Raw genomic sequence first — 12,118 nt, forward strand, 5'->3', positions numbered from 1 at the left:
TGCCACCTCCATTATCATCGAAACTTTTGCGATATATATTTTTCTACGGATGCTTTTCCATCTTCCGTAATCGAATAAAATAACTCTAAATTTCCATCCTTCATCAATTGATAATCTACAAGCTCTGCAAATCCATTTGCCTCAAGAGACATAAAATGTTCTAGATATGCCGAAGAATTAAACTGTCCTTCCTGTCCATAATCCCTCTTTAGATCTTCCATTGCCTCACTGATACTCAACTTTTTTACCTTGCTCAATTGATTTAGCACGGCCATTCTTGCCGGTAATAACATCATTGCTCTCCTTTCTTAAGGAAATCCAATGGATTCATTGTTACAGTAATTGCACCGATAATAATCACAAGACATCCAATCGCCATTGTCGGTGTGAGTTTCGTTCCAAGGAATAATACAGATAATGCAACTCCCCAAAAAGCATAAGTTACATTGAGCGACATCCCAATTGCACAGCCAACCATAGAGTTTGCCTTATACCAAGTTAAATAGGCTGCGGATGCACTAAGACCTGATAATACTAGCCACATCATTGGAGATGGCGAAACAATAGCCTTTCCCAACAACCCAGTTGCTCTAATAATCGGAACAACAACAATTAAAATACTAAGACCAGAAACTAGCTCTCGAATATTTACCGCAACATCGCAGTCCAAAATTGCACCACCAAAGCTTGAAATTGTTCCTTCCAATCCCCAACAAATTGCTGCAATAAAAGCACAGATAATGCCAAGAGTAAAGTTTGATGCTCCCTCTGGCTTCACTAAATTAATAATGACTGCCCCTGCAACACAGATCAACATACCAAAGACAATTCGTATGGTTGGTTTTTGCTTTAAGAAAATCCAAGCAAATAACGCTCCAAACAATGCACAAGTTGCTGAAATCGGAATAGCCGACGCTCCAGCTGTCGAAATTCCCAACAAATACGCTCCATTGGCAATTGGACCGCCCAGTAGTGATGCAATCACAATAATTTTTCCTGGAAATGTATTTAGGCTTCTTGGAATCTCTGCTAATTTTCCATTCTTTGCGTTAGAAATCAATAGCCAAATTCCTGCAAACAAATCGTTCAATCCACAAGTTACAAGCGCAACAGCCAACGCGCTCATCAGAGTATTTTTTGCACTCGCTGACAAAAATGGATCTTTTGCACCGGCCACACCCACTAAGGTGCTATAAATTCCATAGGTCAAACCAGAAACCACACCCATCAAAATTCCTGTCTTTCTGAATTTGCTCTGCAACTTTTTCATTTTGCTCTCTGCCTGAGCACTTACTCCCTGTCCCATATGCGCTTCCCCCTAATTAGCTTTCTTCTACCTCATGATCTGGTAAAATTGCATTCACCTCTCCATGTGGTCTTGGAATAACATGTACAGAAATCAATTCACCAACTCTCTTTGCTGCCTCTGCTCCTGCCTCAGTTGCCGCCTTCACTGCACCGACATCTCCACGAATTAATACGGTAATCAGTCCTCCGCCGACCTTCTCTTTTCCAATCAAGGTCACATTTGCAGCCTTCACCATTGCATCTGCCGCCTCAATAGACGCAACCAATCCCTTTGTTTCAATCATCCCAATCGCATCATACTTTGTCATAACCTTCTCCTTTGTAAAAAATTGTCGTATTCATTTAGATAAATGAACTTTTATTATAAAAATAGTATAACTTTACAGTCGACTGGAATGTCAATATGTGCTATATGTCTATATGTTTTGACAACTACCTTTTATTATAGCGTATATTTTCGTCAGTTTTTTATTTTAAAACAATAATAAATATTACTTTCTACTCTCTTTTAAAAAAAATATAATATTTCTTTTAGAAAAATCCAAAAATCGCTCTTGTCACAACCTCTTATCATGTATTCCGTGCTCTGGTATTTGCCAAAAAATTACATATCCCGTGCATTGGCTACGGTTCAAAGACAAAGTGGTACTTTACACTCAATGCCTTGATCAGAGAATATATTGGCTATCTATCCATTAGCTATCAATTTCATATGATCATTATTTTAGTGTAAAATCTTTTTCATCCATAAAAAAAGTCACTGGCTCGCAAGAACCAGTGACTTTTTTCTTTATTTTTAACTTTCCGCTGACACAATCATAGCCCCTATCACAATGAGTACACAGCCGACCATCATTCCTAAAGTCAAACTTGTCCCCAAAAATAGAACTGAAAGAAGTACCCCCCACAGTGCATAGGTCACATTTAGCGACATTCCCATGGCACAACCAATGCTGGCATTGGCCTTATACCACAACAAATAGCTAATCGCCGCACTAAAACCAGATAGCACTAAAAAAAACATTGGCGAAATCGCCACCAAAGTAGAAAAAAATAATTTTCCACCACCAAGCAATGGCAAGAGGATAATAATAATTGTTGTCCCTGAGACCAATTCTCTGATATTTACGGCAATATCGCTGTCTAAGACAGATCCACCAAAACTAGAAATCATTCCTTCCAGCCCCCAGCAAATTGCTGCAATCAAGGCACAAAACACACCGAGCAAAAAACTTTTGCTCTGTATCTGTCCAGAAAAATTAATAATCATTGCTCCGATGACACATCCCATCATTCCAAGTCCCACTCTCTTTGAGAGTTTTTGCTTTAGAAAAATACGAGCAAAAATTGTTCCAAATATCACATTGAGTGCCGAAATGGGAATGGCCGCAGCTCCGGCAAGGGCAATACCTAATAGATAAGCACCATTGGCAATGGGTCCGCCCAAAAGAGAGGCTAAAATCACCATTTTCCCCGCAAAGCTTCCCACTGCCCCTGGCATTTGATTGAGCTTTTTTTGCTTCGCATTATATATCGTCAAAAAAATACCTGCCAAAAAATCATTGATACCACAAATAACCATAGCTACAACAAGGGCATTTTGTACTATACTTAAAGGCGACTTTGTCCCCGCCACACCAACAAATGTACTATAAACGCCATAGGCCATTCCAGAACCAAGCCCCATGAGTATGCCCATTTTTTTCTTCCATTTATCCATATTTTCTCTCCCCAAACACCATTCTATGGCAAAGTAGCATGCACTGACTGATAAATTGAATGTATGACTTTAATAATCCATTACATCAGGTTCTTGAGGACTTTCAAATCTTCCATTGACTCCTGATTTTGAGCCATCATATTCAATTAAAATTCCCTTTTTATCAGTCTTATACTTTACCTTATTGTTGTCTGTCACTGTAGTATTCTTGCTCACTCTTCCATTTGAATTGATGACATAGTTTGCCCTTCCATTTCCCTGTGGAATAGAAATAGCAATGTACTTACTTGCCTTGTCAGCCACTTGCAATTTTCCCTTGTAATAGAGTTTCCCATCATGCACTCCAGTATAACCTTTTCCATTGTTTTCAAAATAATATTCTGCCGTTGCACCGCCAGCTTCCTTTACTTCCTGCTTTCCCTTTTGCACATTGCTCTGTGCTTGAGTGCCAAAGTAATAAACATCATAGTTATCATCACTTGTGTAAACCCGCTGTAAACCATAGACAGGTGTTCCATTGCTACGAAAAATATAAGTCAAACCATTGATTTTCTTTAGTCCAGTGCTTCTTAAATGCTTTTCACTCTCAGAACTTTCTGGCTTTCCATCTCGGTTAAAATAAAACCACTCGACATTGTTTAAATAAGTCTCTTTAATTCCTGTTGGTGGCTTTAGTGAATACCATCCTTTTCTCATTGTGCCATCGCTGTTGTAGTAGCGAAAATCCTTAATTTTGGCATTGGAAGATTCTTTCAAATTGACCCAACCTGTGTCCATATATCCATCTTCATTAAAGCTATAGGTCGCCCCATCAATTTTGTACTCTGAATGTTTGCTTCCACTCTTTGCTTGATACTTTTTTCCATCTTTTCCAAAGTAATGCCAACGCTTGCCATCGTCGCTCTCTCCAGGTACATTCTTGACTCTAATTTTATCTGCTGGTGCAATTTTTCTCCATCCTGTTGCCATTGCACCATTTTCATCGCAATAGTATCGGTCATCGTCGACCCATCCCGTCTGCACTCGTCCCTCATCATCCAAATAAAACCAAGAATCGCCATTTTTTCGCCACATGGAAGTTTGTTTTTCTCCCTTGGAATTAAAGTAGTACCAGTAACTCTTGCCATTTTCTGTCGCCTTGACCCAATTGTTGGCCACCATTACGCCCTTTTCGTCCACAAAGTAATTTCGATTGTCCACCCAAGTGCTTGTGGCCATCACACCATCTGATCCAATCCAACGCCACAAATTATCTCCACCACGCTGCCATTCATTCGTTACAAATTTTCCATTATCATTCTTGTACTTCCATTTACTGCCGTCTTGTACCCACTGCCCTGCATACACACTCGAAAAATACCCCATCGCAAATGCCACAACCAATGCAGGAATTGCCCATTTCTTTTTTGCCATGATTTTCTTCATTTCTCCCTCTTCTTTATTCTTGCATAGCTTTTACACTGCTCTCAGGAACATAGCCAATATACTCCAAATAGTTGACCAATGCATAGCCATCCACCTTCTTTAAAACAAGGACAGGACTATCCTTTGGCACGGTTGTTATTTGTGCCGCATCTTCACTTGCCCCCTCCCTCATCGCTACATCGTTATTTGTCTGTGCCACTGCTTCTTCTCCAATATTTTCGATTTCTTTTGGCACTTGTGTACTAATATTCTCCTTTGTCATATATCCCGTCTTGTCAAGATATTGCACCTTTTTCATTCCATTTGTATCTGTTGTCACCTGAACGACACTAAAGACAGGGACATTCGCTATAACCTTACTTTTCTTATCTGCACTTTGATAGAGCGGATAATTTTGTGCATCCCCCGTCACAAAATAAGGTGTCTTCTCCTCAGGTGCTTGCGCAGGAACAAACTTCTGTGAACTCTCCTGTTCACCAGTGACCATCTTACCTGTCTCTGATGCAACTTTGGTTGTTTCCTTCGCTGCAGTGGTTGCCATCGCAGAGCTCTGTGCTACAGCAGTTGAATTTTCTGTGACGGCCTGTGCTGTCGTTGATGGTGCACTAGTCGATGCACTCGTTGGGGCTGTCGTCATCTTTTTTGTCACTGTCGCCTCTGATCCACTCGTTCCCACAATTACGCCCGCCGATTCCTGTGTCTTTTTTTCCCTACATCCTGTGGCAAGAATTGCTATAATGATAATTGCCGAGCAAATCCCCCATCTCTTTTTATTTTTTATCATCACTTTCTCCTCTATAGAAAACAAAAATGGAGGCACAAGTCATTGCTTTTGCCCCCATTTTACTACTGACCGTCCACAGCCTTTAAACTTCCCGTCTTTTCAATCTCTGTAATCATAGCAACTCGCATCTCATGACGGCCACCTTCAAACTCTGCATTTATCCACTCATCTACAATCATCTTTGCCATATCCATTCCAATCACTCTGGCACCAAAAGCAATAATATTTGTATTGTTATGCTGCTTACTCAATCTTGCTGTATATGGTTCACTGCATACACAACAGCGAATTCCTGGAATCTTATTTGCTGCAAGGCTAATTCCCACACCTGTTCCACAAATTAGCACACCTCCATCAACTTCACCAGAAGCCACCATCTTAGCCACGCGGTAGCCACTTTCTGGATAATTAACTCGGTCATGTGTATCCGTCCCAACATTGACAACTTCAATTCCCTTGCTCTCTAAATAGTCCTTTATTTCATTCTTCATTTCCACTGCTGCGTGGTCATTTCCAATAGCCAACTTCATCTCTTTCCTCTTCCTCCCACTTCTTTCTGCATCTATTGCTCTCTAAATACGACCGTACCCTTATCTGCATCCATGCTCTCAATAATGGCCAAGGACTCCAATTGGTAACCCATATTTCGAATCATTCGACCGCCTTGCTGAAACCCCTTCTCAATCGCAATGCCAATGCCAGCAACACTCCCGCCCGCCTGTTGTACAATCTGAATGAGCCCCTGTAGTGCACAACCATTGGCCAAAAAGTCATCGACAATCAATACACTGTCTTCTGGTTTTAAAAATTTCTTTGATACAATAATCTGGTTTTTGCACTTATGAGTAAAACTCTCCACCTGTGCAGTATAGATCTCTCCATCTAAATTGATAGATTCTGACTTCTTTGCAAAAACAACTGGAACGCCAAATTTCTGTGCAACAATTGCTGCAATTCCAATTCCCGATGCCTCAATCGTCAAGATTTTTGTCACTTTCTTTCCAGCAAACCTCTGCTGATACTCTCTTGCCATCTCTTCAAAGAGTTCAATATCCATTTGATGATTCAAAAAGCTATCCACTTTTAGGACATTTCCCTCCTTTACAATCCCATCCTTTATGATGCGCTGTTCCAGTGCGTTCATGTCAAAAATCTCCTCATTTCCTTTTTTAAAATACAAATGTCACTTCATATTATTCTTTTTAGTATATAACAAATCTCTTCCTTTCTCAACATAAAGATGGTATGATAATGACAAATTTACAATACAACATAGAAATAGAAACAGAATGAAAGGATGAACAAAATGTGGGTTGCCAATCAATGGAATGATTATGAAGTTTTAGACACTTCAAGTAGAGAAAAATTAGAACGCTGGGGGGATTATATTCTTGTAAGACCAGATCCACAGGTCATTTGGAATACCCCAAAAACCCACTATAGTTGGACACACAAAAATGGACATTATCACAGAAGTGCCAAGGGTGGAGGAGAATGGGAATTTTTTAATCTTCCAAAGCAATGGACCATTGGCTATGATTTGCCAAAGGAAGTGGCACAGGGGAAGAGACACCTTGTCTTTAATTTAAAACCATTTAGCTTTAAACACACAGGTGTATTTCCTGAACAGGCCACCAACTGGGATTGGTCTTCTCTCCTTATTTCTGATGCCATCAACAAAGGTCGTAAAATTAAAGTTTTAAATCTCTTTGCCTACACTGGTGGTGCAACGATTGTTGCTGCCGCTGCAGGTGCACAAGTAACTCATGTCGATGCAAGCAAAGGAATGGTTGGATGGGCAAAGGAAAATGCAATTTCTTCTGGTTTAGAGAGTGCTCCTATTCGCTGGCTTGTCGATGACTGTGTCAAATTTGTCGAGCGAGAAATTCGCCGTGGCAATCAATATGATGCCATTATTATGGATCCTCCTTCCTATGGTCGAGGCCCAAAGGGAGAAATTTGGAAAATTGAAGAGTCCATCTACTCCCTAATTCAGCTTTGCTCAAAACTGTTGAGTGACACACCGCTTTTCTTTTTAATTAATTCCTATACTACAGGACTTCAGCCAGGTGTCCTCACCTATATGCTCTCCACAGAGGTCGCAAGCAAAAAGGCAGGAGCCACAGTAGAGGCAGAAGAAATTGGTCTTCCTGTCACAGAAAAAAATTTAGTGCTCCCATGCGGTGCAAGTGGAAGATGCTATTGGAATTGAAAATAATATCACAACAAAAAGCGAGGATGCGATCACCTTTCGCATCTTCGCTTTCTTTTTCTTGGCTCTATTCTTCGCCTTGCTTTTTCTTTCTCAACTTACCTGCTGTAAATAGACCTACAATAGAGGTAAAAATTGCCGTTGCACTTGTTGATAATGGTGCAACATCCGCTGTCTTTGGCACAACTTTATTTTCCTTTTCTTTGGTCTTCTCTTTGGTCTTCTCTTTGGTCTTCTCTGTTGTATATCCCCTATTTGTCGAAGAACTTGCCCTTTGACTGATTCCAGTATCTAAATCCGTCACCGTCTTCCTAGGTCTACTGTGCTCACTTGGGGGTTCTGCCGTTGTTCTTCTAATGACAGGATCTCCCAGTAGGGTGTCTGCATCTGTTTTTAATGACTTTTCAAATTGTTTTGGTTCAGTTGGCACCTCCTCTGGTACCCTTGTGGAATTTGTTGTTGTCAATCCTGTATTTGGTTCAGGCACAACTCTTGATCTTCTTGTTGAAGTACTGGAACCTCCTGGATTCGAAGCCCCGCCACCTGTCGTTCTCCTCCTTGCGTCTGTAGGTGTTGCCACCTGTTTATTAGGTAAGGTTGTGGTAACCCTAGGATCTATTGGTTCTGTCGGGTGAGTCAACCCTGCCGTTGTCGGCTGTGTTGGTGTTTGGGTGGATACCGGCGGTTGCATCGGTTGCCTTGGCTGTGCCGTTGTCGGTTGTGTTGGTTGCGTGGATACCGGCGTTGGCGTTGGTTGCGTTGGCGTTGGCTGTGTCGGTCTTGCCGTTGTCGGCTGTGTTGGTTGTACCGTTGTCGACTGCGTTGGTGGTAGCGTTGGCGTCGGCTGCGTTGGTGGTTGCGTTGGCTGTGCCGTTGTCGGCTGCGTTGGTGGTAGTGTTAATGTTGGTTGCGTTGGCTGTGCCGTTATCGGCTGCATCGGTTGCGTTGGCGTTGGCTGTGTCGGTCTTGCCGTTGTCGACTGTGTTGGTTGCGTCGTTGTTGGCTGTGTTGGTTGCGTCGTTGTTGGCTGTGCCGGTCTTGCCGTTGTCGACTGTGTTGGTTGCGTCGTTGTTGGTTGTGCCGTTGTTGGCTGTGCCGTTGTCGACTGTGCCGTTGTCGGCTGTGCCGTTGTTGGCTGTGCCGTTGTCGACTGTGCCGTTGTTGGCTGTGCCGTTGTCGACTGTGCCGTTGTTGGCTGTGCCGTTGTCGACTGTGCCGTTGTCGGCTGTGTTGGTTGCGTCGTTGTCGGTTGTGCCGTTGTTGATTGCGTCGTTGTTGGCTGTGTTGGTTGCGTCGTTGTCGGTTGTGCCGTTGTTGATTGCGTCGTTGTTGGCTGTGTCGGTTGCGTCGCCTGTGTTTCTGACTGTATATCACCAATCGTAGATGCTAAATACCTATTATCTGAGTACTTACTTATCACTTTTATATACGCCTTTTTTCCTACTGGAACCCGATCATTATTTGGCAAATCTAATGTTATTGTCGCCTCTCCGCTACTCGATCCTGCAATATTGCTCACTGTTGCTTGTTGAAATACAACACTGTCCCCCGATGTCCCAAATCCATATTCATAAATATAATCATCCGGACTGCTATTGATAGGATTTCGTATTGAAATTTTAAGCTGAGAATCTCCCTCCGATGGCATTACAACGGCCTTTCCCGAAAGTTGATTAATCGGTATACCAAGGACAAATTTCATTGTCACACCAGATATCGTAGAGTGCACTTTAATACCAATTTGCTCATCATTATGATAATCTCTTGGATCAATTCTTACCTTAACTCCCTTCCACTTTCCCGACGATCCCGGAATCATATCTGCTGACACTAATGTTCCTGACTCTTCTAACTTATGTTGTGATGTTTGATCATCTCTTACAATCTCTGCTTTAATCGTATTTTTTACTGTACCACTTATTTCTCGTTCAAATTCAACTGTAATTTCTGTATTGTTTGCATTTATTTCTGTGCTTTTCACAACTGCAAATCCTACATCCACTGCAATCCGACCATCAATTGCTTGTCCTGGAGCTGACACTCTTTCTGTTGCATAGGGACCTGGAGCAGCCATTACTATTATTGCTGGAATAACATTCGTTGCTACTACTGGTGTGGCAACAGCCACAGTTAGAGCCAGTGCTAGATATTGTTTACCCTTCTTTTTCATCACAATTTCCTCAGCTTCCTTATTCCTTTTTTTGTTAATAATGTAATATACATCTATTTATGTTACATAATAGTAATGTAACATAAATTTATCAATGTGATATATAGTTGCATGAACTGCGGTATTTAAGGAATGAAATACGGTAAATATTACATTTGTGTTACTTTTCTGATTTAACATGATAATTTATTTTAAAAAAACAAAAAAAGAGTTCTCAAATCAATAATTTGAAAACTCTTCCCTTATTCTTACTTTTTATTTGATCTATCTTCCTACTCTCTATATTCAGCTCTATTTATCTTCTTCCTTTTTTCTCAACTTACCTGCTGTAAATAGACCTACAATAGAGGTAAAAATCGCAGTTGCACTTGTTGCTAATGGTGCAACATCTGCTGTCTTTGGCACTTTCTTCGTTGATGTCTTTGCTGAGGTTACTTTCTTTCCTGATGAAATGCCTGCATTTCCACTGTCTGCTTTCACGGCTGCCTTTGTTTTTCTTCCCTCGCTGCGTTCTTCAACCGGCGTTGCTGTAACCTTTCTTGTGGAAGAATCACCACCTGTAATGCCTGCATTTTTCTTATAATCTTGTGAAAATGGTGCTGGTGCTGGTGTTTCTGTCGTTGCACTCGTAGCAATTTCTTCCTCTTTTGCTCCATTTGTCGCACTCATATTTACTGTGCTTATTTCTGTTCTTGGTTGAGATACAACTCTTGATATTCTCGTTGACGAACCTGAACCACCTGAGCTTGAAGAACCACCACCACTACTTCTTCTTCTCGCATCCGTTGGCGTTGCTGTCTCTATTGGTTTTGTTGGAATAACCACCGTATTTGGTGTTGTCGTCTCTACTAGGGACCCTGTTGATTGCGTTGGCTGTTGTGCCACTGTGGTCTGATCCACCTGCGTTGTAGTAGGCTGCGTTGGCTGTGCGACCTGCGTTGTAGCTGCTGGTGTTGGCTGTTGTGCTGCTGTTGTTGTGCCTGCTGCTGTTGTACTTGCTGCTGTTGTTGCTCTTGCTGTTGTTGTACTTGCCGCTGTTGTTGCTCTTGCTGTTGTTGTACTTGCCGCTGTTGTTGTACTTGCTGCTGTTGTTGTACTTGCCGCTGTTGTTGTACTTGCCGCTGTCGTTGCTCTTGCTGTTGTACTTGTACTTGCCGCTGTTGTTGTACTTGCCGCCTGTGTTGACAATGTTACTCTGACATTCGCTGATGCTCCTGATGCTGTTCCTGTTAATTCTACAGTTTCACCTGCTGTCAGTGGCGTATTTAAGTGAATCTGAAATGTAGTCTGACCTCCACTAACATTGCGTGTCACACTAGATGCTGGGACAGTGATCGTTTGTCCATTTCTTGTGAGTGTAAAACTTGTTGAATGTGCGTTGTCATCATAGTTTCCCACTACAGTCAAAGTATTTGATCCTGCTGTAAATCCACTGTTAGATATATAGGAAATCTGAAACGCCTGCACAACTCCCAATGTCGTCGTTGTATAGCTACTACTAGAATGCCTGCTTACAATTCTTAAAAATACTTGCTGTCCTGCTGGCACAGTCACACCACTTGGCAATTCCAATTTCACGGTTGCACTGCTGCCACTTCCACTGACTGCTCCTACAGTTGCTGGTCGATAAGTGATATTTGTCGCATTGGCTGGACCAAATCCATACTCGTAAGTATAATCATTGACATCAATTGGGGTATTCACATTACTATTTTTTGTCATCGAAAGTGTAAGCTCTGAAGCTCCCGCAGATGGCATGGCTAAATCCGTTCTTGCCAATTGATTAATAATTGTTCCCACTGCAAAGCCTCTTGATATTCGTGATGTATTTCCCGTTTGAGGTCCCGTTTGTACCGTTCCATTCACCGCGGATTCAACTTGTACAGCAACAATTTCATTGTTATGATACTGTGACGGTGTAATATTGACTTCCAATCCCGTCCAGTTATTTGGCCTTCCAGTATATGATGGCGTGATCCTGATTGTTGGGTCTTCAATAAGACCATGTGCACTTGTGCCATCATCCCTTAAGAGCTTTGTCACAATAGTATTTTTTACAGCATCTGTGATCGGATGTTCAAATTCTACAATAAGCTTTGTGTTGTTTGTATTTGCTGTGGTCTTTTTCACAACAGCAAAACCCGCTTGCACAACTGTCTTTCCATCTAGATCTGTATTTGTTCCACTAATTGTCATTGCAGCATTTGGACCTGCATCAGCCATAGCCATGACGGATGGAACTATATTGGTAACTACCAGTGGCGTTGCTGTTGCAATTGCAAGAGCCATTGCTAGATATTGTTTACTCTTCATTAAAATTTCTTTAGCCTCCTTGTTCTATTTTCTTTTTCATTTTCTATTTGGTTAATGTAACATATTTCTAATTCAGTTTCATTTAGAAATGATGAACTGCGGTATTTAAGGAACGAAATACGGTAGATGTTACATTTGTATTACTTTTTTGATTTAACGCAAAAAAAGCCACAACAAAAACATTGT

The 12,118-nt window shown here is 41.5% G+C and carries 11 protein-coding genes and 1 pseudogene; 2 read left to right on the forward strand and 10 right to left on the reverse strand.

Annotated elements, in window-relative coordinates; genetic code table 11:
• Positions 1-14: 14 nt before the first annotated feature.
• From J5A74_01850 to J5A74_01860, 3 genes are read right to left on the reverse strand one after another with little or no spacing between them, the layout of a single operon-like run.
• Positions 15-293 carry a hypothetical protein gene (locus J5A74_01850; protein QUI96786.1) on the reverse strand — a complete coding sequence of 93 codons (279 nt, stop codon included), beginning with the start codon at positions 291-293 and terminating at the stop codon, positions 15-17.
• Positions 293-1,306, reverse strand: a complete 1,014-nt coding sequence (locus J5A74_01855; GenBank protein QUI96122.1) for a DMT family transporter — start codon at positions 1,304-1,306, stop codon at positions 293-295. The genes J5A74_01850 and J5A74_01855 overlap by 1 nt, the downstream gene beginning before the upstream one ends.
• A 16-nt stretch (positions 1,307-1,322) precedes the next feature.
• A complete protein-coding gene (locus J5A74_01860) occupies positions 1,323-1,616 on the reverse strand; it encodes a BMC domain-containing protein (GenBank protein ID QUI96123.1) in 294 nt (97 codons plus the stop codon).
• A 227-nt stretch (positions 1,617-1,843) separates the two neighbouring features.
• Here J5A74_01860 and J5A74_01865 point away from each other — a divergent pair.
• Positions 1,844-2,032: pseudogene (locus tag J5A74_01865) on the forward strand (YdcF family protein).
• Positions 2,033-2,104: 72 nt separating this feature from the next.
• On the opposite strand, the gene J5A74_01870 reads toward J5A74_01865, so the two are convergent.
• The 5 genes from J5A74_01870 to J5A74_01890 all read right to left on the reverse strand — a co-directional run bounded on the left by J5A74_01870 (position 2,105) and on the right by J5A74_01890 (position 6,381).
• On the reverse strand, positions 2,105-3,028 hold the full coding sequence (locus J5A74_01870; GenBank protein QUI96124.1) for an EamA family transporter: 924 nt from the start codon (positions 3,026-3,028) through the stop codon (positions 2,105-2,107).
• A 69-nt stretch (positions 3,029-3,097) separates the two neighbouring features.
• The gene (locus J5A74_01875) at positions 3,098-4,453 is read right to left on the reverse strand and encodes a hypothetical protein (GenBank protein QUI96125.1); all 1,356 of its coding nucleotides are present in this window, start codon (positions 4,451-4,453) and stop codon (positions 3,098-3,100) included.
• A gap of 13 nt (positions 4,454-4,466) precedes the next feature.
• Entirely contained in the window at positions 4,467-5,237 is a 771-nt protein-coding gene (locus J5A74_01880) for a hypothetical protein (GenBank protein QUI96126.1), read from the reverse strand.
• A gap of 62 nt (positions 5,238-5,299) precedes the next feature.
• Complete coding sequence (gene rpiB / locus J5A74_01885) at positions 5,300-5,767, reverse strand: ribose 5-phosphate isomerase B (GenBank protein ID QUI96127.1); 468 nt, start codon at positions 5,765-5,767, stop codon at positions 5,300-5,302.
• 32 nt (positions 5,768-5,799) lie between these two features.
• Positions 5,800-6,381 (reverse strand): xanthine phosphoribosyltransferase, encoded by a 582-nt coding sequence (locus J5A74_01890; GenBank protein ID QUI96128.1) that lies wholly within the window; start codon positions 6,379-6,381, stop codon positions 5,800-5,802.
• Positions 6,382-6,543: 162 nt separating this feature from the next.
• On the opposite strand from J5A74_01890, the gene J5A74_01895 reads away from it, so the two are divergent.
• Entirely contained in the window at positions 6,544-7,449 is a 906-nt protein-coding gene (locus tag J5A74_01895; GenBank protein QUI96787.1) for a class I SAM-dependent methyltransferase, read from the forward strand.
• A 67-nt stretch (positions 7,450-7,516) separates the two neighbouring features.
• On the opposite strand, the gene J5A74_01900 is transcribed toward J5A74_01895, so the two are convergent.
• Both J5A74_01900 and J5A74_01905 read right to left on the reverse strand, forming a co-directional pair.
• Positions 7,517-9,619 (reverse strand): hypothetical protein, encoded by a 2,103-nt coding sequence (locus J5A74_01900; GenBank protein QUI96129.1) that lies wholly within the window; start codon positions 9,617-9,619, stop codon positions 7,517-7,519.
• Positions 9,620-9,910: 291 nt separating this feature from the next.
• Complete coding sequence (locus J5A74_01905; protein QUI96130.1) at positions 9,911-11,932, reverse strand: hypothetical protein; 2,022 nt, start codon at positions 11,930-11,932, stop codon at positions 9,911-9,913.
• Between the last annotated feature and the right edge of the window lie 186 nt (positions 11,933-12,118).

The sequence above is a fragment of the Lachnospiraceae bacterium oral taxon 096 genome, from assembly GCA_018141845.1.
Classification (GTDB): Bacteria; Bacillota; Clostridia; order Lachnospirales; family Lachnospiraceae; genus F0428.